Origin of the sequence: Streptomyces longisporus (genome assembly GCF_039532765.1) — a bacterium.
GTDB lineage: Bacteria > Actinomycetota > Actinomycetes > Streptomycetales > Streptomycetaceae > Streptomyces > Streptomyces longisporus.
The window spans coordinates 320,195-347,065 of the sequence record NZ_BAAASG010000006.1 but is presented as its reverse complement, the minus strand read 5'-3'; the positions used below and the strand labels follow the sequence as shown (position 1 = coordinate 347,065).

At 69.2% G+C, this 26,871-nt stretch carries 23 protein-coding genes and 7 pseudogenes; 20 read left to right on the top strand and 10 right to left on the bottom strand.

Annotated features, from left to right (window positions below; genetic code table 11):
- Positions 1–6 precede the first annotated feature (6 nt).
- The 4 genes from ABD355_RS11480 (at position 7) to ABD355_RS11465 (ending at position 3,293) form a co-directional block, all read left to right on the top strand.
- Positions 7–285 carry a hypothetical protein gene (locus ABD355_RS11480; RefSeq protein ID WP_344400078.1) on the top strand — a complete coding sequence of 93 codons (279 nt, stop codon included), beginning with the start codon at positions 7–9 and terminating at the stop codon, positions 283–285.
- 543 nt (positions 286–828) lie between these two features.
- On the top strand, positions 829–2,079 hold the full coding sequence (locus ABD355_RS11475) for an MptA/MptB family glycosyltransferase (protein WP_486388674.1): 1,251 nt from the start codon (positions 829–831) through the stop codon (positions 2,077–2,079).
- Positions 2,080–2,395: 316 nt separating this feature from the next.
- On the top strand, positions 2,396–2,923 hold the full coding sequence (locus ABD355_RS11470; protein ID WP_344400076.1) for a DinB family protein: 528 nt from the start codon (positions 2,396–2,398) through the stop codon (positions 2,921–2,923).
- Positions 2,924–2,978: 55 nt separating this feature from the next.
- Positions 2,979–3,293 (top strand): hypothetical protein, encoded by a 315-nt coding sequence (locus ABD355_RS11465; protein ID WP_344400075.1) that lies wholly within the window; start codon positions 2,979–2,981, stop codon positions 3,291–3,293.
- A gap of 406 nt (positions 3,294–3,699) precedes the next feature.
- Here the strand turns inward: ABD355_RS11465 and ABD355_RS11460 are convergent, their stop codons facing one another.
- Positions 3,700–4,719 carry a transposase gene (locus ABD355_RS11460; RefSeq protein ID WP_344400112.1) on the bottom strand — a complete coding sequence of 340 codons (1,020 nt, stop codon included), beginning with the start codon at positions 4,717–4,719 and terminating at the stop codon, positions 3,700–3,702.
- 278 nt (positions 4,720–4,997) lie between these two features.
- Here ABD355_RS11460 and ABD355_RS44660 point away from each other — a divergent pair.
- Positions 4,998–5,117 (top strand): annotated as a pseudogene (locus tag ABD355_RS44660) (IS630 family transposase); the annotation flags it as partial.
- Positions 5,118–5,269: 152 nt separating this feature from the next.
- On the opposite strand, the gene ABD355_RS11455 reads toward ABD355_RS44660, so the two are convergent.
- Positions 5,270–5,710 (bottom strand): VOC family protein, encoded by a 441-nt coding sequence (locus ABD355_RS11455; RefSeq protein WP_344400074.1) that lies wholly within the window; start codon positions 5,708–5,710, stop codon positions 5,270–5,272.
- 295 nt (positions 5,711–6,005) lie between these two features.
- Positions 6,006–6,221 (bottom strand): hypothetical protein, encoded by a 216-nt coding sequence (locus ABD355_RS11450; protein WP_344400073.1) that lies wholly within the window; start codon positions 6,219–6,221, stop codon positions 6,006–6,008.
- On the opposite strand from ABD355_RS11450, the gene ABD355_RS11445 reads away from it, so the two are divergent.
- Entirely contained in the window at positions 6,211–6,396 is a 186-nt protein-coding gene (locus tag ABD355_RS11445) for a hypothetical protein (protein ID WP_344400072.1), read from the top strand. The two genes, ABD355_RS11450 and ABD355_RS11445, sit on opposite strands and share 11 nt — an antisense overlap.
- Before the next feature lie 540 nt (positions 6,397–6,936).
- Positions 6,937–7,782 (top strand): annotated as a pseudogene (locus ABD355_RS44655) (amylo-alpha-1,6-glucosidase); the annotation flags it as partial.
- Here the strand turns inward: ABD355_RS44655 and ABD355_RS44650 are convergent.
- The 3 genes from ABD355_RS44650 to ABD355_RS11430 form a co-directional block, all read right to left on the bottom strand.
- Complete coding sequence (locus ABD355_RS44650) at positions 7,715–8,290, bottom strand: DinB/UmuC family translesion DNA polymerase (protein WP_425585725.1); 576 nt, start codon at positions 8,288–8,290, stop codon at positions 7,715–7,717. The pseudogene ABD355_RS44655 and the gene ABD355_RS44650 overlap by 68 nt on opposite strands.
- 397 nt (positions 8,291–8,687) lie before the next feature.
- Positions 8,688–9,092, bottom strand: a complete 405-nt coding sequence (locus ABD355_RS11435; protein ID WP_344400070.1) for an STAS domain-containing protein — start codon at positions 9,090–9,092, stop codon at positions 8,688–8,690.
- Between the two features lie 359 nt (positions 9,093–9,451).
- Complete coding sequence (locus ABD355_RS11430; protein ID WP_344400069.1) at positions 9,452–9,622, bottom strand: hydrophobic protein; 171 nt, start codon at positions 9,620–9,622, stop codon at positions 9,452–9,454.
- Positions 9,623–9,980: 358 nt separating this feature from the next.
- Here ABD355_RS11430 and ABD355_RS11425 point away from each other — a divergent pair.
- Positions 9,981–10,312, top strand: a pseudogene (locus tag ABD355_RS11425) (IS701 family transposase); the annotation flags it as partial.
- A 223-nt stretch (positions 10,313–10,535) separates the two neighbouring features.
- Here the strand turns inward: ABD355_RS11425 and ABD355_RS11420 are convergent.
- Positions 10,536–14,333 (bottom strand): nSTAND1 domain-containing NTPase, encoded by a 3,798-nt coding sequence (locus ABD355_RS11420; protein ID WP_344400068.1) that lies wholly within the window; start codon positions 14,331–14,333, stop codon positions 10,536–10,538.
- A 317-nt stretch (positions 14,334–14,650) separates the two neighbouring features.
- On the opposite strand from ABD355_RS11420, the gene ABD355_RS11415 reads away from it, so the two are divergent.
- From ABD355_RS11415 to ABD355_RS11385, 7 genes and pseudogenes are all read left to right on the top strand, one after another.
- Positions 14,651–14,797, top strand: a complete 147-nt coding sequence (locus tag ABD355_RS11415) for a hypothetical protein (protein ID WP_344400067.1) — start codon at positions 14,651–14,653, stop codon at positions 14,795–14,797.
- Between the two features lie 8 nt (positions 14,798–14,805).
- Positions 14,806–15,807: a peptidoglycan-binding protein gene (locus ABD355_RS11410; protein WP_344400066.1), complete on the top strand. Its 1,002-nt coding sequence runs from the start codon at positions 14,806–14,808 to the stop codon at positions 15,805–15,807.
- A 101-nt stretch (positions 15,808–15,908) separates the two neighbouring features.
- Positions 15,909–16,361, top strand: a complete 453-nt coding sequence (locus ABD355_RS11405) for a hypothetical protein (protein WP_344400065.1) — start codon at positions 15,909–15,911, stop codon at positions 16,359–16,361.
- Positions 16,362–16,580: 219 nt separating this feature from the next.
- The gene (locus ABD355_RS11400) at positions 16,581–17,141 is read left to right on the top strand and encodes a SigE family RNA polymerase sigma factor (protein ID WP_344400064.1); all 561 of its coding nucleotides are present in this window, start codon (positions 16,581–16,583) and stop codon (positions 17,139–17,141) included.
- A gap of 153 nt (positions 17,142–17,294) precedes the next feature.
- Positions 17,295–17,549 (top strand): DUF6192 family protein, encoded by a 255-nt coding sequence (locus ABD355_RS11395; RefSeq protein WP_344400063.1) that lies wholly within the window; start codon positions 17,295–17,297, stop codon positions 17,547–17,549.
- Positions 17,550–17,619: 70 nt separating this feature from the next.
- Positions 17,620–17,949: pseudogene (locus ABD355_RS11390) on the top strand (hypothetical protein); the annotation flags it as partial.
- A 431-nt stretch (positions 17,950–18,380) separates the two neighbouring features.
- On the top strand, positions 18,381–18,926 hold the full coding sequence (locus ABD355_RS11385) for a hypothetical protein (protein ID WP_344400062.1): 546 nt from the start codon (positions 18,381–18,383) through the stop codon (positions 18,924–18,926).
- A 228-nt stretch (positions 18,927–19,154) separates the two neighbouring features.
- Here the strand turns inward: ABD355_RS11385 and ABD355_RS11380 are convergent, their stop codons facing one another.
- Together ABD355_RS11380 and ABD355_RS11375 are read right to left on the bottom strand one after the other, a co-directional pair.
- Positions 19,155–19,847, bottom strand: coding sequence for a SecDF P1 head subdomain-containing protein (locus ABD355_RS11380; protein ID WP_344400061.1), 693 nt, complete (start codon positions 19,845–19,847; stop codon positions 19,155–19,157).
- Positions 19,844–20,392 carry a SigE family RNA polymerase sigma factor gene (locus ABD355_RS11375; protein WP_344400060.1) on the bottom strand — a complete coding sequence of 183 codons (549 nt, stop codon included), beginning with the start codon at positions 20,390–20,392 and terminating at the stop codon, positions 19,844–19,846. Before ABD355_RS11375 ends, ABD355_RS11380 begins: the two co-directional genes overlap by 4 nt.
- Positions 20,393–20,486: 94 nt before the next feature.
- On the opposite strand from ABD355_RS11375, the pseudogene ABD355_RS11370 reads away from it, so the two are divergent.
- From ABD355_RS11370 to ABD355_RS11355, 5 genes and pseudogenes are all read left to right on the top strand, one after another.
- Positions 20,487–20,783, top strand: a pseudogene (locus tag ABD355_RS11370) (ATP-binding cassette domain-containing protein); the annotation flags it as partial.
- Between the two features lie 339 nt (positions 20,784–21,122).
- Positions 21,123–22,377: pseudogene (locus tag ABD355_RS11365) on the top strand (NAD(P)/FAD-dependent oxidoreductase).
- Positions 22,378–22,418: 41 nt separating this feature from the next.
- Positions 22,419–23,092 (top strand): annotated as a pseudogene (locus ABD355_RS44645) (aldehyde dehydrogenase family protein); the annotation flags it as partial.
- A 125-nt stretch (positions 23,093–23,217) separates the two neighbouring features.
- Entirely contained in the window at positions 23,218–23,859 is a 642-nt protein-coding gene (locus tag ABD355_RS44640; RefSeq protein ID WP_425585724.1) for an aldehyde dehydrogenase family protein, read from the top strand.
- Position 23,860: 1 nt separating this feature from the next.
- Positions 23,861–24,853 carry a D-2-hydroxyacid dehydrogenase gene (locus tag ABD355_RS11355; RefSeq protein WP_344400059.1) on the top strand — a complete coding sequence of 331 codons (993 nt, stop codon included), beginning with the start codon at positions 23,861–23,863 and terminating at the stop codon, positions 24,851–24,853.
- A gap of 391 nt (positions 24,854–25,244) precedes the next feature.
- Here ABD355_RS11355 and ABD355_RS11350 read toward each other — a convergent pair whose 3' ends face one another.
- Positions 25,245–26,798 carry a helix-turn-helix domain-containing protein gene (locus tag ABD355_RS11350; RefSeq protein WP_344400058.1) on the bottom strand — a complete coding sequence of 518 codons (1,554 nt, stop codon included), beginning with the start codon at positions 26,796–26,798 and terminating at the stop codon, positions 25,245–25,247.
- Positions 26,799–26,871: the final 73 nt, after the last annotated feature.

Genomic DNA, 26,871 nt, shown 5'->3' with positions numbered 1-26,871 from the left:
CATCGTGTGAAGAATCAGACGCCTCCTGTAATGGGAAAGGGTCAGACACCTCCAGCGAGTCAAACACCCCAAGAGGAATCGGAAGTCGTCGAAATCCGCAGGTTTGCCATCGGGGTCATCTTTCTCACGTCGACATGCGTGACACTCATGTCCGAGCTGGTGCTCGCCCTCGTCGGTGCGGGACTCCAGGTGACGGCGATGGCCGCTGTGAGCGTGTTCGGCAGCACCTTCGGTGTTGGGTACTTCATCGCCAAGAGGGCTGGATTCATTCGAACGAGCACGTGAGGCTCGATAAACGTGGAGCGACCTCGTCCGGGCGCCTATCCGGGATACACCGGCCCCCGCCCGCGGATGCAGCTGTGGCACATCATCGTGGGCCTGATCGCTACAGGGCGTCAGTCGCACGGGCAGCGGCTTGGAGGCGGAGCCTGCTCAGGCGACCGACGGGACATACCCAGCTCTGACCCCGCGATGCAGTTCCTGGTCCGACGCTGCGCGAGGACGGCGACGGCATCGTCGTCAGCATGACCAACCCGACGACATCCATGCCCACCCCGATCACAAACAGCTTGTTCATCGCCCATCGTGGCAGTGTTGTGGCGGCGGTCATGGTGCTTGCCGGCGGGGCGGACTACGTTTCCGAGCAAGATCGTCACGGCTGTCCACGCCGTGAGGTGAAGTACCGAGCAACGAGTGACGAGCGGCCAGAGAGCGACCTTGACGATCAGCAACGACGAGTATGCCGGGCGTTCAGCGCATTGGATCCAAACAGCTCCCTCGGCTGTACTGAGCGCCGGCGCCCGGCCCCGGCCGTACCTGGCCGTAGCGATGTCGGCGGCGGGCGTAGCCCTGTTCGCGCTGGTAGGAGCCAGTGCGCCCAATCACAACACGCTGCGGGCACCGATCCCGTGGTTCCGGCTGCCGGCGATGGCCGGGACCCTCTCCGAGATGGTCACCTGGGGGGCCATCGTGCTGTCCTGCCTCGGCACACTCGGCATGCTCCACGCCCACAGGCGGGGCTGGAGACCGGACGTCCGCCTCTTGTTCCGGGTCGGCGTGATCGCCGTACTCGTCGTCGCGAACCTCACTCCGGTCGGTTCGTCGGACACGGCCAGTTACGCCGCGTACGGCCGGATTGCCGCGCTCGGCGGTGACCCCTATGTGACGACCCCCGCCCACCTCGGCGGTGCCTACGCCCATCTGGTGAGCGAGTCGTGGCTGAACACGCCGTCCGTGTACGGGCCGGTGGCCACGTGGTGGCAGGCCGGCGCAGCGTTCGTCGGCGGGGAGCGGCCGTGGCTGACCATATGGGCGCTGATGCTCGCGAACGGGGCCGCCTTCGTGGCCACCGGCAACCTGTTGCTACGTACCGCCGAAGACCCGGTCCGCGCCGGCCTGTTGTGGATCGCCAACCCGCTCCTGATCGGCGTGCTCGTCGCGGGCGGGCACCTGGACACCATCGTCGCCTGCCTGGCCGTCTGCGCGGTTCACCTCTCCAGCAGATCCACCAGGTGGCACCACGACGTCGCCGTCGGAGGGCTCGTCGGCCTGGCCTGCGGAGTCAAGATCAGCGCCGCGCTGCTCTGCGTGGGACTGGCCTGGCCGCTCCTGCGCTCGGGCAGCTGGCGCTCGGCCATCCGCCAGACAGGCACGGCCGCGCTGATGCTCGCGGTCCTCTACGGCGGCCACGGCGCGCACGCCCTCGCCCCGCTCTCCGCCGCCTCCCAGCTGGTGTCCAAGCCCTCGCTGTGGGCGGTGTTCGACCACGTCGGCACCACCTTGCTGGGCCCTCGTGCGGCCGCCGCGACCGTGAGCGTCCTGTGGCCCGTCCTGATGCTCTCGCTGGCAGGGGTACTTCGCCGCCGCGTCCCGCAGGACACCCCTGCCGTCGTCGCCGTGCCGTTCGCGCTGGCCTTCGCCTGGGTCCTCACGGCTCCGTGGTCGATGCCCTGGTACACGGGACTGGCCTGCGCCCTGGCGGCCCTGACCCGCCAGGACCGCTTCACTCCGTACCTCACCGTGACCACCGCCGTCCTCGCCCTGTCCCACAACAGCGGTGGTCACGGCTGGACATGGTGAGCATCGACAGTCAGTGGGGTGGGGCCATCGCAACCGTCTTCAGGCGGGAGAAGGCGGATGATCGCCGAACCGGGCCCGCACACCGTCCAGGCCCGGGTCACGGTGGCCGAGGTGTGATCGGGCCCCGCCTCAAAGGGGCGACGCTTCGCGGACACTCGAACACAGCCATTCCGGTTGACCAGGCGAGGAGTTTCGATGCGAATGGGGGTCTCCTTGAGCGGACGGGCCTGACGCGGGGTTGCAGTAGGGCGCCGCCGCCCAGTCCAGGAATCGTGCGCCTGCACTTGACCAAGCTGTTGAGTGAGGAGACGCCAGCGTGGACGACATCGCGGTCCGGAAGATCGTTCGACCCGAGCGCGTGGTGTCGGGGCCGTGGCTGGAGGTGATCGCCTCGAACCTCGACTACCACCGTGCGACATTCCTGAGGAAGTGTGAGGGCCTGTCGGAGGCCCAGCTGCGGCAACGGCCCGTGCAGTCATCAGCGTTGACCCTGCTGGGGCTCATGCGCCATCTGCAGGGAGTCGAGCGGGCTTGGTTCCAGCGGACGCTGGCGGCCGCATCCCCTCAGTTCTTCCCCTATCCGACCTACGTCACCGTTGCCGGTGACGAATGGTATGACGAGTCGGACCTTACGCTGGCCAGGGACGTTTACGAGGACTATCTGAAGGCGTGCGAGGAGTCGCGGCAGATGTTCGCACGAGTGACCGACGACCCTGCACGCCTCGTGCAGAACCCGGAATTCGGGGACACCGATGTCCGGTTCGTCCTCGAGCACCTGATCGAGGAGTACGCCCGCCACGCGGACCTTATCCGCGAAGCCATCGACGGTGCCGTCGGCGAGTAACTCCTCATCTCGCCATCATGTGTCAAGAGCCGTGTGGGTGCGCGCCCCTCAGCACGTGCGACGCGTCGACGGCGTCGACTACGACCAGGTCGTCACCGAACGGCTTCAGCGGTCGCCGCAGTCGGTGGTCCGGCAGGTCCTCGGGGAGCGCCGGCCCTCGGGGGGGTGCGGGCGAAGGTGCGCGGCGAACGGGGCCCGGACCGGGCTGTCCTGCACGCGGTGGACTGCGGCGTACCTCGATCTGGAGCGCGCTCTGAACATCGCGGAGAGCCGGTCGACCCGGCTGTACACCCTGTGCGGCTGTGCCCAGGAGCTGACACCGATGATCAAGGGCTTCGACCACTTCGAGGACTACGGGTCGGGCGAGTGATCACGAACCGTCCACCCTGGCGGGTGCCGTACGGTGTCGCGGCCACCCCCGGGTTGCCCGTCACCTGTGCGGGCGACTGCGCCCGCGGATGGTCGGAGAGACGCTTGGCTGTGGACGCGAGAGCGGAACGGGAGCGGTTGTCTGCGACTTCAGGAGTCACTTCGTGACGCGGCTGCATGATCAATGTCGATGAGTTGGGGGTTCTGGCACGGATCTTGGGCCAGACCTGGACGATCTCATCGCGGAAGTCGACCGCAGATGCGACACCGCCCACCGCCCCGGCGGACAAGAACAGCCGGACTGGCTCGCCCTTCTCACCGTTGCAGCCCAACCCGCAGGCCAGATGCAGGCGCTGGCAGACGACCTGGTCGAGGCCTACGTCGAGCACTGCCGGATGCACGGCTCTTCATGGACCGACATCGGCGCCGCCCTGGGCGTGACCCGACAGGCGGTCCAGCAGCGTTTCCACGCACCGCACAAGCGATACAGCCCCGAGACAATGACCGACGACCTCCGCCAGGCGATGGTCCACGTCAAACAGGCGGCGGTGCAGCACCGCAACAACCTTGAAGGGCTCCAGGACGCCGTGGGGGCGTCGGTCGCGGGCGGAGGCCAGCAGCTCGTCGAGGTCGGTGTCGCGGAAGCGGCGGACGGTCTTGCGGTCGAGGTTCAGCCGGCGGGCGATGGCGCTGATCGTCCAGCATTTCTCCAGCAGTCGGTGGATGTCCTCGTAGCGGTGGCGGGTGCGTTCGATGATCTGGGTGCGAGGCAGCTCCGCGGGCGGCAACAACATTGGGGGCAGCTCCGGCACTTCGGTCACCGACTCTTCCTCGGCGCGTTTCCGCAGGCAGTCGCGGTGCTGGTGGCAGGTCTTCTCCACTGCGGCGGAGAGGTTCTGTATCACGTGCCAGCGATCAGCCACCTCCAGGGCGTGAGGCGCGGCTTCCCCGACCGCCTTGGTGTAGGCGCTCGCCCGGTCCCGGCAGATGATCTCGGTGCCAGGATGCTCGGTGAGCCAGGCCGAGAACGTCTCGGAGGTGCGGTCGGGCAGCACGTCCACGAGCCGGCCGGCCTCGACGTCGACCAGCACGGTGCCGTACGTGCAGCCCTTGCGGAAGGCGAACTCATCCACCCCAGCACCCGCGGGGCACGGTCCGGCACTGCCGGTGCCGTCAACAGCCTGAGCAGCCGGGTCCGGCCGGCGGTCAGCCGCAGCGGGCGGCACAGCCGCGCCGCGGGACGGCCGCCGAGCTCGATCGCGATCGACCGCAGCCAGCCGCCAACCCGGCGCTGGAACGGCGGTAGCGCGCAGACAGCCCCGGCACCTGCTCGACGAACGTCGTACGGGAACAGCTCCCGCGGTCGCAGCAGTTCCCGCGGACCCGCAGCCGGATGATGACCCGGCGTGAGCCCAACGGCCGTTCATCCAGGGTGCATTGATACGTGCTGTGTATGCGGCGGGCCTGCTTGCGGCAGTTCGGGCACCGGCCTGGGCGGGCCGTCGACACCGCCCCACCACCAGGATGCCGGAGGAGTCGCTCGCCTCCTCCACCCGCACATCGATCCCGGGAAACAGCACATCCTCAATCGTCTTGCTCACCACGGCAGGAAGTACGCTGCCGAAACGATCCCTCGTTCCTGCCGCTGACCTGGGGATTCACGGAACTGCGGTCAGAGCCGAATCCAGGAAGTCCCCTCATCCCCCTGGAGCGACTCGAAGCCCTCGTCCGCAACCGACTCAAGCGTCTGCAGTACCGGCCAGAAACCCTCGACGGCTTCGTAGTCGGCGCCGGTCTGACCCTCGACAACCCACCCACACTCTGACGAGCCGAAGTCAGGATGTGGCCGGGAGCGGGTGGGCGTGTCGCAGTGCCGTGCTCCACCAGCTGCCCGGTCCGCTGGCCTCGGCGAGTTCTTGCTGCCCGCCCGCGCCACGCTGGTGCCGCTCCTCGATCAGCGCCCACCCGACACCGTGCTCACTGCATGCAGAACTCGTTGCCCTCCGGGTCCTGGAGCGTCACATGGAACCCGCCGGGCTCGTCGACCCGGTACAGGACGGTGGCGCCCAGGGCGGTGAGCCGCTCGGTCTCGGCGTCGAGGCGGTCGCGGCCGACGTTGAGGTCCAGGTGCAGCCGGTTCTTGCCGGCCTTCGCCTCGGGCACGGTCTGGAACAGCAGGCGGCGGCCCGAGTCCTCGCGGGTGCTGCCCGGCAGTACGGCGGCCGCGGCGGCGGACCAGGCGAGCCGCCCGTTGTGGGTGACGACGTCGGTGTCGTCGGCGTACCCGGCGTCGAGCGCGGCGCGGACGTCGGGTTCGTGGTCCTCGACGGCCCAGCCGAGGGCCGCAGCCCAGAAGTCGGCGAGGCGGTGCGGGTCGGCGGCGTCCACGGCGATCTGGAATCTCACGGGAGAGGTCATGCCGTCACGATAGTGACTGATACGAAGATGAACGGAAATGACCAACAGAGTCCGCGACTGGCTCAAACACCTGCCGAGTCCACGTCCTCCGAGGGGGTGTCGCTCGGAGCCTGCGTCTGCACCGTCTCCCGGCGCCACTGTCCTGCGGCGGCCGGCCCGCCGTCATCTGGTCACCCTGATGTGCCGAAGTCAGTAATCACAGCGAAGATGTGACACGGCTTCTTCTGACGGGACACCGACGGCGCCCGCACCGGGTTGGCCCCGGAGGCGGGCGCTGGGTTTCGTACAGACGCGATTAGTCCCCGTACGCGTCGAGGTCATAGGTGCGGGTGACCTGGCGAGCTTCGTGTTCGGTGATCTTGTGCGGGATAGCGGCCGCTCGGACCTTGTCCGCGGCCTCGCTCGATAGCACGCCCTGGGCCTGGAGTTCGGCTCTACCGACTTCGTCCCAGGCCGCCACGGGCAGATTCGACCACACCGGCACAGATGGCGTGCCCAGCGTGATCTTCAATCCTCCCAACGGCCCATGCATCGGCTTCAACAAGACCGCAGTCGGCGTCGACAACCCAGACACCGGCGCCACCCTCTACACCGGTCTCGCCTGCAGCGGCACCACCGAATACGTCCCACCACACACCGGACTCACCTGGGGCACCTACAGGCCCGACAGCGTGCGGTTCGGCTGACTCCCCCGACCACCGTTCTGCCACCAGCACCGCCACACAACAGTCGATCAGGCTGCACCTTTCCAGCCCGCGTCCGAAGCCTGACGGGCCGAGGTGAAGTCCGGGCAGCACCTCGACGACATACCCGCCCAGGCCACGACTGGCGGACTGGTTCGGACCCGCGACGGGTTCACGGTACGGCTGCTCAGCACTTCGGCACCCGACGCACTGGACACGCAGGCTGGGCAGTTGTCGTACGACATTGATCTGGCCCCCGGCCGGTCGTGGACCGTGCTCCTGGCCTGCACGACGGCACAGGTCGAGGGCGACCAGTTCCCGGCCGCACCGGCCGAACACGTGCCGTGGAGCACGCCTGTGCTGCGCAGCGCCGACCGGCGCCTGTGCCGCTGGCTGCAGCTGTCCCTCGCCGACCTGGACCGGCTGCGCCTGACCGACCCGCTCTCAGCTGGCACCCCGGCGGGCCGCCCCGATCAGTTCCTGGCCGCCGGAGCCCCCTGGTACCTGACCCTCTTCGGACGTGACGCCCTCTGGGCGGCCCGCATGCTCCTGCCCCTGGGGACCGAGCTTGCCGCCGGCACCCTGCGCACCCTCGCCCGCCGCCAAGGCACCCACACCGACCCGGCGACCGAGGAACAGCCGGGCAAGCTCCTGCACGAAGTACGCCGCACAACCCAGCAGTTCAGCGAGACCCTCATCCTGCCGCAGGTCTACTACGGCACCATCGACGCCACCCCGCCGTGGATCACCTTGCTGCACGACGCCTGGCGATGGGGCCTCGCCTCGCAAGAGGTCGAACAGCTCCTTCCGGACGCCGAGGCGGCCCTGTCGTGGATGCGCGAGCAGAGTGATGCGAGCGGCGACGGCTTCCTAAAGTACGTCGACCAGACCGGCCGCGGCCTGGCCAACCAAGGCTGGAAGGACCACGACGACTCCATCCGCCACCGCGACGGGCGCCTCGCCGCATCCCCGATCGCGCTGTGCGAGGTACAGGCGTACGCCTACCAAGCCGCGCGCGGCGGAGCCGCGCTGCTGCGTGCCTTCGGCCGGCCGGGAGCCGACGAGTGGGAGGACTGGGCCCAGCGACTGGCCACCCGTTTCCGCAGGCGGTTCTGGGTGCAGGACTCCCAAGGCTCCTACCCGGCCATCGCACTGGACCGTGACGGCCGACCCCTCGACTCGGTCACCTCCAACATCGGCCACCTGCTCGGCACCGGCCTCCTCAACCATGAGGAAAGTGCCTTGGTCGCGGCCCGGCTGTGCGCACCAGACCTCGACTCCGGCCACGGACTGCGCACCCTGAGCAGCGAGTCGGGGGGCTTCAACCCCTACGGCTACCACACGGGTTCGATCTGGCCGCACGACACGGCGATCGCAGTGCACGGTCTCGTCCGGGCTGGCTTCCCCCAAGCAGGTCGTCGCTGTGCGCCGAGGCAGCCGGCAGCCTCCGGGACTTGGACAAATCCTTTTGGTCAGCCATCCGAACCGTCACCGTGACCGTGCGCGCGGCCTGCGATCGGGTCCGAAGCCGTGCGGCCAGGTCCGTGACCAGTTGCAGCGCGGCCGCCCGCGGCTGCAGGCCGTCCAAGACGTCCCTGGAGAAGTCGGCTCGTACCCGGACCGGCTCCGGGGCCCTGCCCGGGAGAATCGTGCGGCGGTCGATCCCGCGAGCACGTTCTTGCAGAAGGCGGGCGGGATGGCCCAGGATCCGCAGCGCGGTAGCTGGCGGCACGAGGGCGAGTTGGCCGATCGTTTCCACCCCGAGGCGCCGAAGTTCAACAGCCTGAGCTCGGCGGATACCGCACGAATCCTCGATCGGCTGCGGCGCCAGGAACTGTTCCGTCTCCGACGGGGCCACGTACTGGATGCCGCCTCTTCCCGGGCGGGCAGACGCCATGGCTGCCACAGACCAACACTGGCCAATGCCCACCACTGTCTCCAGCCCGGACCACGCCAGAGGCTGCAGCCGTATGGGTTGCGCAAGCTCGACCGGCCCCGCCGCAAACAGCGCAGGGCACCGCCAAGCTGAGCGACAGCAGTGCCAGGCGGCAGAGTCTGCACGATCGGAGTGAACCGCTCCAGCACCGTCATCAGTTCCGGTAGCCCGCCACGCTGCCGCAGCCTGACATGCACGAAGGTCGCAGCCTCGGACACTGCTTGCCGAAACCGCCAGGGCAACGACGAGTCAGCCAGCCACAGCGAGGTAGTCGATCAGGTGCATCGCACGACCAGCGCCTGTTCGCGTAACTCCTTCCGGCAGCGGGAGGAGGAACTATGGCGCTCTGGTTGATCTGCTATCGAGCCGCCTTGCCCGTCGTGGTGTTCACGGTCTCACCGCCTTGACCGAGGAGCGCTTCACAGGCCGCGTCCGCGCTGTCGAATATCCGGCAGCTCATGCTGACCCCGGTCAGGTCGAGCAGACGTCGCACCACTTGGCTGGGGGCGGCCAGGGACACGGATCCGTCGATGCTCCGAACCTCATTTATGGCTCGTATGATGACGCCCAGCCCAGAGGAGTCCATGAACGGTACTTCCGCCAAGTCCAGCACCAGGTGACGGCGTCCATGCACTACTTGGCCCGCGAGTTGGTGCTGCAGGACGAGGCCCGTGTCGACGTCCAGCTCCCCACTGACGGTGATGATCGCGGCGTCGGAGCTGATCACGGACACCTCGACACTCAGACCTGCTGGCTCGGTCACAAGCCCTCCTCGAACGGGGTATACACGGCAGCAGCCCTGGTACCCCGTCCGACCACCTTCATCCCTGGACTGCGATGGGCCGTGGCCTGACGGGGTCCGCCGGCGATCGGACGGAACACCCGGCGTGAGGTCAGTGGCTGGAGGCGATACGCATCGGCCCCGCAGACAGGAGGAGCAGGGTTCCACTGCTGAGTCCGAGGGGCCGGTGCATGACTCACGTACCCTGCGGTGCGCCCGATAAGCCGGATCTTCCCAACTGCCGCAGGTGGGCTTCTCTTTCACGCCAGTGGGCCCGGCCGTATCGGCCGGGCCCACTCATGGCTCGCGCGTGGCGCGCTCCTCGCGCCGGTGTCCTTCGTCTACCAGCGGTACCAGCGGCCCCTGCGGCCCGCGCTGTCCGCGGAGCGGACGACGAAGCCGAGCAGCCACACGGCGAGCACGATCACCGCGATCCACCACAGTGCCTTCAGGGCGAAGCCCGCGCCGAAGAGGATCAGAGCCAGCAGAAGAACCAGAAGCAGGGGAACCATCGTTATCAACCTCCTGGCAACCGGATGCCCTTACTTCAGCCCTACAAGCACACAAAATATGAGTTACTTCCAAGGAATGAGGGGCATACGTCTGCCGCACGCCGTGGACAGTCCCCCCTTTCTCGCACCTCACACAGCGTCCATCGCTCAAAGCAATGCCGTGGCCCCGGTTGGACCGGTACGGGGCGCGCGTACTGCCGACACCCCAGACCGGCGACCGGGGGAGCTCAGCTCCACGACCGTCATCGAAAAGGCCGAGCGCAGGCCGAACAGCGCTCCACCGCCCAAGGAGAAGCTGAACAAGCGCCACGCAAGAGCGAGGGCGACGGCATGAGGCCGGCGCAGCGCTGAGAACTCCCGCTGCTACTCAGCCGCCCCGGCGCCGCTGTCCACCCTGGTGCGCGTCGCTGGACGCAGATGGACCGTCGAGGAGACCTTCCAGGCTGGCAAAGGGCTGACCGGACTGGACGAACACCAGGTCAGACGTTGGGCGTCCTGGCACCGCTGGGTCACCCTCGCGATGCTCGCCCACGCCTTCCTCACCGTCGTCCGCGCCGACGAACACGCCCGCCACCCGAAGCCGGACGGACTGATATCGCTCACCTGCAACGAAACCAGCGCCTGTTCATCGCGCTCGTCGTCCGGCCCGCCCACGGCACGGCCCACCGACTCGACTGCTCCCACTGGTGACGCCGTCACCAGGCCTGATCCCAGGCGCTCCACTATCAACGACAAGCCGCCCAGGCATGAAGTTCGCGATCTACAGCTGGAGTATTAGTTGGATGGGACTGGTGGCATGACAGGAGCTGAACACTGCTCGATACCTGGCTCGGGTACTTGGCCGACAGCGTCAGTGTCCGATCACGGCCTGATCATCCTGGCGAGCCCACTCCACTCCTGCTGCCCCTCCCGTTCAGCAGGAGGCAGCGTATGGTACGTCGGGGATGTATCTGTACCAGTCGACGCGCGACAGACCAGATTCGACGCGTCGGCATACATCAGTGGCCATCCGCCGTGCATCGACGCTGTATTTCAGCACCGGCATGTGCTGGGCAGAGACATACAGGGTCCGGTCGTCCTTGCCGAAGGCCAGCGCCATGACGCCGCCCCCGGGGTCGGAGAAGGCGGATCCGACCGGGCGTCGGGAGGCGACGTCCCACAGCCGGACCGAGCCGTCCGCGGTTCCGACGGCAAGCGTTTCGCCGTCGTGCGAGAAGGCCAGCGCCGACACGCCCGTTGACGAGCCGTCGTCGGCGGCCGGGGCATCGGCCGACTCGGGAGGGAACTCGGCCAGCCACTGTCGGCCGTGGCGGCCCCAGAGGGTCACCCAGCCCGACTCGTCGCCTCCGGCCAGATGGCGGCCGTCATGGCTGAAGGCCAAGCGAGCGGGGACTCCCTGCATGAGTGCACGGTGGGTGACCGCCCTGGAGGGCAGATCGACCACGTCGCCCTGGGTGGTTGCCAGGAGAGAGTCGTCGTCCGCGATCGCCAGGCTTTCTCCCCAGACGCCGGGCAGCCGGCTGGATCTCGCCCTGCGGTGTACGTCCCACACCTCGGTGCGCTCCTCGGACAGCGACACCACAAGACTTCGGCCACCAGGGGCGAGTGCGATCGCGTCGATGGTCTCGCTGTCGTCTGCTGCGGGCGGGAACCGCAGTGTGGTCGGCCGGTTCGGATGGCGGGGATCCAGCACCTTGACCCAGGGAGGTTCGTCGGACGCGTAGTTCTCACTGGAGTAGGCGAAGGTCCGGCTGTCCGAGGCGAACGTCATGACGTCGGAACACTGTGGCTGGCAGGGCGCAGTGGGCAGTCGGCCGGCCAGCACCTTGCCGGTGGATACGTCCAACAGCCGCATCCGGTGCCGGCCTCCGGCCTGCCGGCTCTGTGCGAGCAAGCCGCCGTCGGGGCTGAAGCCCGCGCTCACGGTGGTGTCCTGCTGCCACGCCTGATCAAGGGCGTGTCCCAACGAGACCGTCCAGACCGTTGTGCTCGAACTGCCTGTCGCATAGCGGAGCACGCCCGCCTTGAGATCGATCCGGATGGCTCCGAGGTCCTGGCCGTGAGCCCACGGCATCCGGAAGACCGGGGTGGCTGGATCGTCCGTCCGCCACAGGAGGATCTCGTTGTCGCCCGCCGTGGCGACGAACCGCCCGTTCTGGCTGAACTCGGCCTGTGTCAGGCCGCGGTGCTTGATCTGGCGCAGTTCACGCCCCGACGCAACGTCCCAAGTACGCAGGCCGCTTCCCGAGGCGACGGCCACCTTGCGGCTGTCGGGCGTGAAGGTGATGGTGCCGGTGCGGCATTCGTCCTTGTGAAACGCCGTCTCCCAGGCGCCCGGCAGCCGACGGCGCCGCGCCATGTCCCACACCTCGAGCCGATTGTCGGGGCACATCGCGGTAAGACGGTCGTCGGGGCTGACGGTGTCCAGGCTCATGGTGGTGAACTTGACGTCGGTGAAGGCCGGGCCTGTCGCGACATCACTCACCGCACCACTGGAGCCCAGCCCGTGTTTGAACACCACGCGCCGGTCCCGCAGGTCCCACAGCCGCGCCACGGATCCTGTTCCGTCGTCAGGACCGGAGGCCGCCAGTGTGTGTCCGCTGGGCCCGAACCAGACCGTGTCCTCGTCGTGCCCGGGCAGTTGTCCGGTCTTCTTGCCGGCATCCAGGTCCCAGAGCTGGATGCCGGAACTGGTGGACGCGAACGCCAGGATGCGGCCGTCCCGGGAGACGTCCGGCCACGAGGCATCGGCCATCCCCGGAATCCTGAACGAGGACAGTTGCCGATGGCTGCGCACATCCCACCGAGTGACCCGCTCTCCGGAGACGGAGACCGCAGTCCCGCCGTCGCGGTTGAGGTACACCTCGGTACCGTCCGCCTGGCCCGGGATCCGGAACGCGTCCTGTTCCTTCTGCGCCACAGAACCCATCAGTGCCGATCGGGTCTCCGGCAGTTCGGCAATCTTCCACGCCGCCAGGCTCAGCCGCATCGCGATGGTCGGCTCGGACGAACGCAGGCTTTCCGCGACGGCTGCGACCCGGCGGGCCTCGTCCTGGACGCGTTGGCGCTGACCCGCCCGGTTCTGCTGCCAAGCGACCAGGCCGGCCATCAGCGCCAGGACGACCAGGCACGACAGGGCCACCACGAACGTACGCAGCCGCCTTGCGGAACGCGCTGCCGACTGCCGCTCCCGGTCGCGGGCCGAGAGGCCGGCGGACAGGAACGACTGTTCCAGTGGAGTGAGATGAGCGTGCTGCTCTGGTGCCGCGAACGCCTCCTGGGCGATGGCCAGCCGAGTACCTCGGTAGAGGGCGCCTGGGTCGCGGTCGAGGTCGTGCCAGGCTCGTGCGGCCTCGGTCAGCTGGCGGTGGGTTCGTATGCGGTCGCGTTCGGCGTCGATCCATCCGCTCAGCCTGGGCCACGCGCTGATCAGGGTCTCGTGGGCGAGGTCCACCGCCCCGTCGTCCAGGATGATCAGCCGGGCGCGCGCCCATCGTTCCAGGACCACGTCGGCATCGGCTTGAGCGGTGTCCGGGGCGCTGCTGACGAGTTCGCCGCGGTCCGTGGGCCGTCGGGTGTCGGGCGTGCCGTCTCCAGGAGTGATCAGCCGCAGCAACATGTGCCGGGCAAGGCCGGCCTGCGCGGGGGTGAGCCTGCCGAAAGTGTCTTCGGCGGTGCGGGCAATGGCGCCCTGCAGGCCGCCGGCCGCTTCGTACGCCGCTTCGGTGAGGGCACGGCCGTTGCGGCGGTGCCAAGTCTCCAGGAGAGCATGGGACAGCAGGGGCAGCGCACCGGGTTCGCCGGAGACCTCTTCGATCAACCGCGCCGTCAAAGAGCGTTCGACGATCATCCCCGCGGCCTGGGCGGGTTTGGTGATGGCCTCGCGTAACTCGTTGCGGTTCATGGGGCCGGCCAGCACGGTCGCGTCCTGTAACGCGGCGGTCAGGGCGGGGTGTTCAGCGCAGCGGCCGAGGAAGTCGGCTCGTACAGCGATGACGACGCGCAGTCTGCTGCCGGGATCGGTGGCGGTCAGGAGACGGTCGATGAACTGGTCGCGCTCGGCCGGGTCGTGGCAGAGGGTGTAGAGCTCTTCGAACTGGTCCACGATCAGCCATGTGTCGCCCTCGGCGTCCTTCGGGGTCAGCCGCTGCCCGTGGGTGCGCAGGGGATGTTCGCCGGGGGTGAGGACGCGTAGCGCGGCCGGCTGTGGGGTGGCCGGGTCCGGGACACGCAGGCGGGGGATGAGTCCGGCGCGCAGGAGAGAGGACTTGCCGCTGCCCGACGGGCCGAACACGGCGGTGAACCGGCGGGAGCGGGTCAGCTCGACCAGACGGTCGGTGAGTTCGTCGCGGCCGAAGAACAGATCGGCGTCACCCGGCTCGAAGCGGGCCAGACCCCGGTACGGAGGCTCGGCGTCCTCATCCTCGGTTCGGGGTTCCGCCGCTACTTCAGCGGCCGCCTGCCGCCAACGCTCCTCCCACTCCTGCAGATCACCGGCGCACGCCCTGACGTAGGCCAGCGTGACGGGCAGGGTCGGCAGCCGCTCACCACCAGCAGCCTGCGACAGGGTGCTCGTCCCCTGACCCGCGCGCTGCGCCATCACCCGGTAGGTCGGGCTCCCAGCCTCCGCCCGGAGTTTGCGTAACTCGGCCGCGAACCGCGCCACCGGCCCGGTGCTGGGGTCGAGTGGGCTCTCAGGACGTCCCGCCATCGACAGTTCACCTCTCCGGCCGCCCGCTTCCCCCGTGGACGCGGCGCCGGACAAGGTACGCATCCTCGCGGCAGGAGCGCAATCCGAAGACGTCTCCTTTGGCCATCGCCGCAACGCCGTGGCCGTGACCTGCAGCGAGTCCATTGTTCAGGGCGGTGAAACCGGCTGCCCATTCAATTCCCGGCCCGCTGAACTCGGTGATGCAAAGCGGTCGCCCCGACCCAGCGTCAGTTGTCGGACGGCTCAACGGAATCCGGCACAGCGTCGTGTCCAGGCGGCCCGACACCCCGAGTGAAGCAATGAAGGAGCAAGTGTTCATGAGCGAGAGCGAACAGACGCCGCCGTACCCGCAGGGCGGGGCGGGGGTCTTCGACATCGACCCCGACCAGACCGGCGTCAGCCAGGACCCCGCCCACGAGGTCACCTCCGACCTCGACGCACTCCCCGACGACATGGAGCTCTGAGATCTGCCATGGGAACCGCGAACGGAATGATCGCCGCCGCCCGTAAGCTGCTGGGCACCACCGAGCACCCGCCGGGCTCGAACCACAACCTCATCACGTCGTGGTACGGCTTCTCCGGCCCGTGGTGCGACATGTCCATCAGCTACGAGGCCGCCCACTCCGACAACCTCAAGGCCGTGATGGGCAAGTACGCCCTCACCACCGCCCACGCCCGCGCCTTCCAGAACCACGGCCGCTGGCACTACGGTCTGGGCGGCATCCGCCCCGGCGACGTCGTCTTCTTCGACTTCTCCGGCGGCCGCTCCATCAGCGGCATCGACCACGTCGGCCTGGTGGAGGCCGTCCACTCCAACGGCACCATCACCACCCTGGAGGGCAACACCTCCGACGCGTTCCGCCGCCGGGTCCGCGGACGCGCCTGCGTGGTCGGCTACGGCCGCCCCGCCTACGACGGCGCGGCCCCCATGCCGAGCCACGACGGCATCCTGCGCAAAGGCTCCACCGGCAAGGCTGTCAAGGCCCTGCAGGAGAACCTCAATGCCGTGCAGAAGGCCGGCCTCACCGTCGACGGCCAGTTCGGCCCCGCCACCGACCAGGCGCTGCGCACGTTCCAGTCGAAGCACAAGCTGACTGTGGACGGCGAGTACGGCCCGCACACCGCCGCCGTGATGAAGGCCGCCCTCGCCGGCCGCAGCGACGTCATCAAGCCCAAGGCTCTCGTCGCCGCTGCCGCACCGCTCGCCGTGGACGGCCAGTTCGGTCCCGCCACCTGTGCCGCCCTGCAGCGCACCCTCAACAGCAAGACGGGGGCCGGGCTGGACGTCGACGGCGCCTTCGGACCGCTGACCGTCAAGGCCCTGCAGACCTACCTGCAGGTCACCGCCGACGGCGTCACCGGACCCGACACCGTCACCGCCCTCAACAAGCACCTCGGGCTCACGCCTCAGGACACCTGGGACACCAGCACGACCGCCCAGCTCCAGAAGGCCCTCAACGCCGGCACCTTCTGAACCTGCCGGCCCGTCTGACGGCGAAGCCGTCATCGACATCCACAGACCTGAGCCACCTTCACGGCCTGCCGCAACAGGCCCAAGACGAGAGGAGAACGCTCATGCGCCTCATCCACAAGACCGCACTTGCCGCGATGGCGATGCTCATCAGCGGACTACTGTCCGGCACCGCCACCGCCCATCCCCAGCCGACCGACGCTTCCATCCAGTCGGCCTGGACCGCCCAGTACACGCGCGGGGATGTCGGCGGAGCCCACGCCTCCGGGCACATCTACAAGCGCGGGGACGGCCGCGTGCAGCTGACCGGCACGCTGTGGGACACCAAGAAGTCCGACCACAAGCTCGCCATCCTCCAGACCTGGGCCACCTACGCCGACGGAGGCCACCGCTACGAGCGCGATGTGACCGGTAGCTCCAAGGCACTCGGTTCCGACGGCTACAACTTCGCCTCATCGGTCCGCGACATCCAGGTACAGGAATGCCTGGGTCACAAGACCGCGTCCGGCCGCCTGGTCTTCGACAAGTGCGCGCCCGGGTGGGCCACCATCTGGTAATCGCCCACCGCATCCCCGAGGTGCCCCACGGCAGGCAAGGGGCACCTCGGGCACTGCCGCAGTGCCCCGCCCTCGGCCTTTCGTGATCGAAGACGACCGCTGCTGGCGCCCGGGCGAGCGACAGTCGACGCAGGCAGGCGCGCACACCTCAGTTCGCCCGGTGCCGCCCCACGCCGACCCCACGGCACGTCCCCGATGCTCATACACAGGAGCCAGATCATGAACGCTCGTAAGCCCGTTGGCGAGGTGCTGGAATTCGAAGAGTATTTGCGCATGCGGCAGGACGCGCTGCTGCGCTGCGCCCGGCGTCTGGTCGGCGACCCGCTTGAGGCCCAGGATCTGCTGCAGACCGCGCTGTTGCGCACGTACCGCCGGTGGGATCGCATAGCAGACAAGCAGCTCGCGGACGCCTATCTGCGCCGTGTCATGATCAATACCCGGACGGAGTGGTGGCGGGCACGGAAGCTGCAACAGCTCCCCGTAGAGCTGGTGCCGGACGCGTCCGTCGAGGACTCGACCGAGCAGCACGCTGACCGCGCGCTGCTGATGGACATCATGCGCGTGCTCCCGCCCCAGCAGCGCAGTGTCGTGGTGCTGCGGTACTGGGAGCGGATGTCCACCAAAGAGACAGCCTCCGCCCTGGGCATGGCGCCCGGAACGGTCAAGAGCACTCTGTACCGTTCCCTCGCCCGGCTCCGCGAGGAGTTGCAGCGCCGCGACAGCGCTTCAGCGGCACCCGCCGGTCATCGATGCCCAGCAGCCGGCCGCCGGTCGCAATGATCCGCGGGAACCCCGTCGGCCTGTTCCCACACGCCCGGGACGGTCACGTACTCCATCTCTGCTCAGCCTGGCCACCACGCCACGGCCCAGGCGCTGAGGTTCTTCGCGGAGGACGTCGGCCTGTCGGTTTCGACGGTCCGGACGTACCGGTGGGTGGCTGCGAAGTGGCCGGCCGAGCGGCGGGTGGGCGGGGTGTGCTGGGAAGTCCACAAGATCCTGGCGTCGGCCGAGAACCTGTTCGAGGTGATCGTGCACCCGCCGCTGAGCAAGCGCACCGGCCGTCACTCCTGGGTCGGGGACGCCGCGAAGCGGGTGGTGGGGTGGGAGACGTCCACGCCGGTCACTGTGGAGGAGAAGGTGGATGCCGTCGCGGATCTGGTGGGGACGAGGCGGTGGCCTCCCGGGTGATGGCCGACCTGCTCAAGCGCCGGGAGGTGGCGTTCGTGGCCATGGGGGGACTTCGATGCCCCCTACATGGTCATACGTCGTCCTGCTCACCCTCGGCCAGATGCTGATCGTCCCGGCCGCCCGCGCCTGGGTCCCCGACCTCACCGAGGACGGACGCATCGGCCTCTACAACGGCGCCCTGTCCTCCGTCTCCGGCCTGATCGTCCTCATCGGCAGCTCCGCCACCGGCTCCCTCCTCGACCTCGGCCTACCGGCCGCCGCCCCATGGCTGATCCTCGCCATCGTGCCCGCCCTGGCGGTGGCGCTGCTGCCGCCGCGCCCGGACATGGCCGAGAGCGCCGCAGGCGCGGACCCGGCTCCAGACCGTCCGCCTCGATGCAGCGGCGCGGCCAGCGACTGAAGGCCGAACAGTACGTCTGGGGCCTGCTGGCCGTGCCCAGACACAAGACGGTGCGTGACGCCCACCACCCACTCGGAGCTCTGCCACCACCACGAGGCGCCCCGCATAGACGACCGCGCGGCGCAGGGCAGGCTCTGCGGCCAGGGCGATTCCATCGGTTCGGGCCACAGCGCTTCACACAGATTCCGTCACCTCGTAGCACGCCTGGGCGATCGCCGCTCCTACGGCGTAAACGGCGCCGATCCACTCCCCGTGCACGCTCACCAGGCCCGCCGGGACGTCGACGTCGTCGCCGCTGCCTGCACGCTGAGGTCCCGTTACGTGGGGCAAGCACCTCGCGCACATGCCCCACCGCCCTACGGCATAGGCGGTCCGGTAAGGGGGAACTCGGGGCTGGCACCCCTTGAAAGACCCGCCGCAGGGAGCACGCCATGAACCAGGTCAAGGAGAGTTCATCGGATCTTCCTCAGCCGTTGCGGGCCATCGCCTCCACTCTGCGCCGCTTGCCCGGAGCCGAGCAGATGAGCATGGCCGCCGACAGTGCACTGGACCGAATTGCAGCCATCTCTCCACGCGGCCGCCGGATGGCGGTCTACACCGGCGCCGGGGTCCTCGGCGCCGCCGGAGTCGTGGAATGGCCCGTGGCGCTCACCGGGGCGGCCGTCGCCTGGCTGACCCAGCCCCGCAGCCGACACAGCGAGCACCCCCCGCCCGACATGGCAGAGGACGGCAGGCGGCCGGCTGCGGCCGATACTCGCACTGCCCCCTCGGCACCTACGGGCACGGAGACCTACGGAGCCGGCGACAGGCTGGCGCCCTCCCACTTCCACCACGACCGCCCCGCAGACCACCCGCATGAGCAACCGGCCAAGGTCGGTGACGCTGCCACGGCGTCGGCGCTCAAGCAGGTCGCGGAGGCCTCCGCGCACCATCCCGAACCGCACACTTCCGAGGAGGGCTCCCAGAGGCGTGCCTGACGTCAGCTGACGAGACCTTTCACCGCCATGCTGTGGGTCGACGCCGGGGGGTGAGGCGAGGCCGGCTACAGCGCCCAGAGATGGCGCCGCCGGAGTCGTCGGCCAGGGCGATGGGGCCGGGATGCCTTTGCCGACGGGCTCGCGCTGTGCTTCGAAGCCCTCGGCGACGGCCATCACGATTTGCCGGGGCCTTTTCACTGTGCCAACGCCGTCGCGGGAGTCGACCACTCATCTGGGATTCAGCCGGTGGGCGAGATCGTGGGCGGTGGCGCTGCTGAGATCCCCGACGTAGGCTCCGACGATTTCGAAACGGCCGCCGGTGATCGACGAGGTCACGGAGGGGTTGCCCCAGAGCTTGCCGTCGATGACGATGGCGAATTCGTTGCGCGGGACCGGGGCCCCCGCGATGGAGCCGGTGAGGGCGGCGAAACGGGTCCGGTCGGCGGGGCTGAGGGTCACCTCGACCTGCCAGGTGCCGTCGACGGTGCTTTTCCCGGCCTTCGCAGCGGTGACGCGGACGTCGGCCATGCCCTTGGCCCGGTCGGTGTGGACGCAGAACGCCGGATGGGTCGCGGTCGCGCGCACGGTGTAGCCGTCGCTGCCCTGGGTGCAGGCGCGCTCCACGGACGAGGTGACCGGCAGGAGGGAGACCGGGGTCGCCTTCCCGGTGCCGTCCCCTGTGGCGGGCTGGACCACGTGCGCGCGGGAGGTCGTGCCGTCCGCGACGGCCACCCAGGCGGTGGCGACCACCGCGGCTGCGACGACGCCGACGCCGGCGCGGGCCAGCCACTGCCGCCGCCGGGCGACCCGCAACGCGCCGTCGGCCAAGCCGACCAGATGGGCACCGGCGGTGTCGCTGCCGCTCTCCCGGACATGGGCGTGCAAGGCATCGTGCAGCGGGTGTTCGGTCGAGTCGTTCATGCGATGCTGCCCCTTCCGGCGGCGGTGGAGGAGGCGGCCGACGGCCCTGCCTCGGCCAGGGTGGTGCGGAGAGAGGCGAGGGCCTTGTGGGTCTGGCTGCGGACCGTCCCCTGGGCGACCCCCAGAATCGCGGCGATCTCGTTGTCCGGCCGGTCCTCGAAGTAACGCAGGACGATCACCGCACGCTGGCGCTTGGGCAGCCGCCGCAGCGCGGCCATGATGTCCTGCCGCTGGACCACAGTGTCGGCCCAGTGGGCGACCTGTCCGGACGGCTGGTCCGGCACGGTGTCCGTGACCTTTTCCCGACCCCAGCTGAGGAGCCGGAAGCGATCCACCTGGGCGTGGTAGAGAGCCCGGCGGACATAGATCTCCGGCTGTTCCCGGTCGCGCAGCTTCGACCAACGCCGAGCGGTGGAGGCAAGCGCGGTCTGGAGCAGGCCCCGGCCCTGCTCCCAGTCTCCGGTCAGCAGGTAGGCCGTGTGCAGCAGCGATCTCGACCGCGCCGCCACGAACTCGCGGAACTGGCGTTCCTCGTCAGCGTTCAATGCGCCCTCCCTCGTTCCCCTGTAAAGACGGGTACGGAAGGGAGTTCGACTGCCCTGCCGGTCAGACTTTCTCAACCATCACGTCTCCGGGCCCCAGTGCGTGGCCATCGCCCGCGCGCTGGCGATGGAACCCACCATCATGCTGTTCGACGAACCCACCAGCGCACTGGCCCCCGAGCGCGTGGGCGAAGTACTCGCCGTCATGCGCGACCTCGCCGGCAACGGAATGACCATGCTGCTCGTCACCCACGAGATGGGCTTCGCCCGCGAGGTCGCCGACGAAGTGCTGTTCATGGACGAAGGCATCGCGGTCGAACGCGGCGACGCACGCGAAGTGTTGGCCAACCCACGCGAGAAACGAACCCAGGCTTTCCTCGAAAGGGTGCTGTAGAAGAGGCCCGGACAGGCGGTAGCGGCTCCGGCAGCTGGTCCGGAGAAGACGCCGGCCGACTGCGGCTGACGTGACTTCCGCACCCTGCCGGTCGGTCTTCAACGCCCACCGGTTCGACGAGCTGCGACCGTCACCGTCGCCAGCGCGCTCCTCATCGCCCTGGTCGCCCTCGTCGGCGAACTCGGCAGCCGACGGGAGGGTCAGAACATCCTCCCCGCAGAACCCCTCACCCGAGCCTTGCGCCGGCAACAGGCCGCGCCACCGCTGACAGGCCCTCGGCCGGGCTCCTGGTGGTGCCCGTCCGCCCCCGACTGCGAAACTCCCCGCTAAGGACCCGACATGAAGACGATTCCCTTCTGGATAGAAGCCGCTGGGGCTGGCAAGCCGCTGACCGAGGACGCCGACCTGGTGGTCGTCGGGGCCGGCCTGACGGGTCTGTCCACCGCCCTGCACTCCGCCCGCAAGGGCGCCCGCGTCACCCTCGTCGAGAAGGGCCAGATCGGGCTCCGGTGCCTCCGCCCGCAACGGCGGCATGGCCAACCTCGGTTTCACCATTGGCGTGGGCCAGGCCATCCGCCGGTACGGACTCGAACGGGCCCGCGAGATCTACAACTCCTACGGCGAGGCCGTGGACACCGTCGAGCGGCTCGCGAACGAGGAGTCCATCGACTGCCAGTTTCGCCGGGTCGGACGCCTGGGCGTCGCGTCCCGCCCCGCCCACTTCGAGAGCAAGAAGGCCCAACAGCGCGACCTGGCCAAGTACTTCGGACGCGAGACCACTCTGATCGGCAAGGCGGAGCTGCGGTCGGAAATCGGATCCGACGTCTACCACGGCGGCCTGCTCGACCCGTTCAACGCCGCCCTGCACGTCGGCCGCTTCGTGCGCGGTATGGCCGAGGCGTGCGAGCGCACCGGTGTCGAGATCCACGAGCGCAACGCTGCCATCGGCGTGCGGCGTACCGCCGCCGGCCGGTTCGAGGTCAACACCGAGCGAGGTGTCATCCGTGCCGGGCAGGTCATGATGGCCACCGACGCCTACACCGACAAGAACTTCCCGTGGCTGCGCCGCCAGCAGGTCTGCGTGGGCAGCTTCATCATCGTCACCAAGCCGCTCGGCGAGGAACTCGCCCGGGGCATCATCCCCAAGGCCCGCCTCATCGTCGACTCCAACAAGGTCTGCCACTACTTCCGGCTCACCCCCGACAACCGGCTGCTGTTCGGCGGCCGCGCCCGCTTCGCACCGTCCGACCCGACCTCGGACAAGAAGAGCGGAGCCGTCCTCTTCCGTGAGATGTGCGGGAACTTCCCCCAGCTCTCCCGCACCAGGATCGAGTACGTGTGGGGCGGCTCCGTCGCCTTCGCCATGGACCGCATCGTGCACGCCGGCCAGACCGAGGACGGCGTCTACCACTCCTTGGGCTACGCGGGCCACGGCGCTCAGATGGCCACCCACATGGGGAAGGTGATGGACGGCCACCCCGAGGTCAGCCCCGTCCGCGACATCGCCCCGCCCCGCATCCCCCTCTACAACGGCACTGCCTGGTTCCTGCCCTTCGCGGGCGCCTACTACAAGACGCTCGACCGCATCCGCTGACGGGTCGGCAGCCTCTCTACACCTACAAGGAGATACCCACGATGACTGTCGTCCGTGATGTTCCCAAGCAGCTGTTCATCGGCGGCGATTGGCAGGACGCGGAGTCCGGCCGGACCCTGTCCGTCGACAACCCGGCCACCGGCGAGGAACTGTGCCAGGTCGCCGACGCCTCACCCGGCGACGGCCGGCGTGCCGTCGAGGCGGCCCTCGCCGCGCAGGCCGCCTGGGCCGCCACCCCGCCGCGCGTGCGAAGCGAGATCCTGCGTCGCGCCTACGACATCATCATCGCGCGCACCGAGGACCTCGCGCTGCTGATGACCCTGGAGATGGGCAAGCCGCTGGCCGAGGCGCGTGCCGAAGTCGCCTGCGGCGCGGAGTTCTTCCGCTGCTTCTCCGAGGAAGCCGTGCGTATCGACGGCGGCATGATGACCGCCCCCGACGGCATGAACCGTCTGCTGGTCACCCGTCAGCCCGTCGGCCCCTGCCTGCTCATCACCCCCTGGAACTTCCCCCTCGCGATGGGCACCCGCAAGATCGTCCCCACCATCGCCGCCGGCTGCACCATCGTCCTCAAACCCGCCCCCAGACCCCCCTTACCAGCCTCGTACTGGCTCAGATCCTCACGGAAGCGGGCCTGCCGGCCGGTGTGCTGAACATCGTCACCACCTCCGACGCCGCCGGCGTCGTCGAACCCCTCCTGCGCGGCGGGAAGATCCGCAAGCTCTCGTTCACCGGCTCCACCCAGGTCGGCGGCCCAGTGCGCCGACACAGTCATCCGAACGTCCATGGAACTGGGGGGGCAACGCCCCCCTCATCGTCTTCGACGACGCCGACCTCGAGGTGGCCGTCGAGGGCACCATGGTCGCCAAGATGCGCAACATGGGCGAGTCCTGCTGCGCGGCCAACCGCGTCTTCGTCCACACCTCCGTCGCCGAGGAGTTCGCCTCCCGCCTGGCCGCCCGCATGGCCGCCCTCACCGTCGGGCCCGGCACCGAACCCGGCACCGATGTCGGCCCCCTCATCGACGTCGCCGGCCGCAGCAAGGCACACGACCTGGTGCGGGACGCCGTCAAGCGCGGTGCCACCGTCCTGACCGGTGGTGAACTCCCCGAAGGGCCGGGCTGCTTCTACCCGCCCACCGTCCTCGCCGGTATCGCCCCCGACTCCGCGATCATCGACACCGAGATCTTCGGCCCCGTCGCCGCGATCCGCACCTTCGAGACCGAGGACGAGGCCGTCGCCGCCGCCAACGACACCGAATTCGGTCTGGCTGCCTACCTGTTCACCCAGAACCTCGACCGTTCCCTGCGTGTCGCCGAACGCCTCGAAAGCGGCATGATCGGCATCAACACCGTACTGGTCTCCAACCCGGCCGCACCCTTCGGCGGCGTCAAGCAGTCCGGCCTGGGCTGCGAAGGCGGACGCGTCGGCATCGATGAGTTCCTGGAGTACAAGTACCTGGCCGTCCCCGTCGGAGCTTGACATGCGCGACCGACTCGTCGTCCTCCACCGCGGCAACCGGCCCCCCGCCACCGCAGGCATCGAAAGCCTCGCGGACACCGTCTACGCCACCGAGGAGGAACTGCCCTACCTCCTCCCCGGCGCCGACGTCCTCCTGGCCTGGGTGACCATCACCCCGGCCATCCGCGAGGCCTGGCCCGACGATCCGCAGAAGGCACCCCGCTGGGTCCACGCGTCCTCCGCGGGCGTGGACTCCTTCCTGTTCCCCGCCCTGGTGGACGAGCCGCGCGTTGTCCTGACCAACGCCCGCGGGGTCTACGAGCAGCCGACCGCCGAGTACGTCCTCGGCCTGATCCTCGCCCTCGCCAAGGACTTCCCCGGCACCTGGGAACACCAGCGGCGCCGCGAGTGGCGCCCGCGCCCCAGTGACGGCATCACCGGACCCACCGCGCTGGTCTGGGGGACGGGGCCGATCGGCCGGGCCATCGCCCGGCTGCTGCGCGCCGTCGGGATGCGGGTGAGCGGTGCGGGCCGCAAGTCCCGCACGGACGACCCCGACTTCGGCACGGTCCACGGTGCGACGACCCTGCGCTCCGCGCTGACGGATGCGGACTACGTCGTCCTGGCCGCCCCCCTCACCCAGGACACCCGGGGCATGGTCGACGCCTCCGTGCTCGCCACCATGAAGCCGGGGGCGCGGCTGATCAACATAGGACGTGGCGGACTCGTCGACGAGGAGGCGCTGGTCGACCACCTCGCCGCCGGACGGCTCGCCGGCGCAGCCCTGGACGTGTTCGCACAGGAACCGCTGCCTGCCGAATCTCCCCTGTGGCACATGCCCGGCGTGATGATCTCCCCTCACACGGCGGGCGAGACCACCAGCGAGCGGGAGGCGCTCGTCGAGGTGTTCCTCGACAACATCACCAGGCACATCGAGGGCAGGCCGCTGCGCAACGTGGTGGACAAGCGGCGCGGATACGTAGTCGACGACACGCCCCCGCCTGAAGGTGAGTAGCACGCGGTCGGCGCGGCCGGGTGCGATCGGTACGCGCAGGGATCCGGTGTTCGAGTTGAGATCGCTCCCGCCAGGTTATGACCATGTGCCCCAACTCGTGCCGGCGGTCGTAGCCGGATGGGAACGGCCGGGCGATGCCCAAGGCGGCCAGACCGTGGTTGAGGTCGGTGAGGTTGTCGTTCGCCCACACCAGCACGGTCTTGTCGCGGCGGCCTGCACCGTCGCGGCCCTCCACCGTGGCGCCGACGCGGCTGGCGCGGCAGGTCGAGATCGTTCAACTGGGTCTTCGTCATATACGTGTTGGCCGGCACCTCACCCCAGTAGGAGAAGCGGCGGATCGGCGGCCCCTCGTCATCTCAGCCCCCTCGTCGGAGATGGTCGCTTCCTCGGTTCAGTCCGCGGGTTCGTCCCGCATCTCGGGCGTACCGACGGTGTAGACGTCCTTGAGCTTCACCTCGGTGACGCCCCGGCCTTCGTCGAACACCGCGCGCCAGTCGCCGATGACGTGCAGCTCGTCGGTACCCATCGCGCGAACCACCATCAGGCCCTCGTCGTAGGCGCGGTGGGCCTTCCACCACAGGTTCGCGAAGGCCTGCGAGCGAATGATGTGCATCCAGTCGGTGCGGTACAGCTCTCGGTTGTAGTTCGACTCCCCCAGCGTCGAGACGAACTTCGAGTACATCGCCTTGACGTACTCCAAGGTCACTTCGTCGTCTTCGGTGATCGCCCTGTCCCGGGCGTCCTTCAGTGCGACGCGGAACTTCTCCAGCAGTCCCTCTGTCGCCCCGGAGGTCCACGATTCGTGGATCTCCGGGGGGTCGCACAGGCCGTACTTGGGTCCCGAGATCCGCAGCAGCAGGCGCAGCGTCGGTTCGGTCACCCACAGCGGATCCGGCTCGTCCCGGCTACCGACCGGGTTGGGCAGGTAGTCGTCGTGATCCCAGGCGGGCGCGGTGATCAGGTGGACGCCGGCGCGGCGGCGGTCATGGTGGCCTCCGGTGGAGTGCTCCAGCTGGCCGAGCGGCAGGTGAGTCTTGAGCGCACTCAGGTAGGCGCCGTTGATGTCGAGAGCGGTGACCTCGTGCTCACCCGCGGGCAGTTCGGGCCGTGCCCACTTGGGGCGGGCCTCCCAGATCTGGTCCGCGCCGCGGGAGGACTGCTTGCGTAGGACGTCGGGCAGCCACGGGTGCGCGACGATGTCGTAGCGGCCGCCCTTGCGGGTGTGATCCAGCAGCGCCATCGCGTCCGGGATGGCCCGCTTGACCAGCGCCTTGGTCGCCGCTTCCACGTCGCCGCCGTGCTCGGCGAGTACGGCCGTGACGGCGGAGCCGATCAGGTCCGGCGTGTCGGCGGTCTGCATGCGGCGGCCGACGGGCACGACCTTGACGCCACGTCCCGCCTGCCCCTGCCGGCCGGAGGGCGCTGCACGCCGGGGTTTCGGACGCGGCGCACGCTTCTCCGGGGCCGCGGGCTCGCTCGTCTGCGCGGGCCCGGCGAGATTGCAGTCCGCGGGATCCAGGTGCTGGGTGAATCCAGCGACCTGGTGACGGGCCATCTGCCCGCACAGCACGCACGGCTCAGGGGTGGCGAGCACGTCGACGTCGTCGTCCTGGCCGGCCGCCTGCTCGGCATCCGCGCGAGCTTCGTCCTCTGCCTCCTCTGCCGGGGCTTCCTCGGCCGCCTCCGCTGTCTCGGCTGCTTCGGCGGCCAGTTTCGCCTTCGCGCCCTCGAGGAAGTACACGTACTTCTCCCGCACTTCGCCGCTCGGGTCCCGTCCTGACTCCCAGCCTCCGACGGTGGAGGGACTCACCCCCAGAGCCTGCGCGAGCTGGGCGCGCGACAGGCTGAGCTCCTCGCGCAGGGCGCGCCGCTCCTCGGCGGAAGGCAGCGCCACCTCCTTCTTGGCGCCGGCGAGCAAGGCGTCGATCGCGCCGAAGTCCGTCATCACGCGCCTCCCTCGACGGCCGCAGGACGTGGAGCGCCGGCCTGGCGGCCGGGGACGCGGCGGCGCCCAGCGG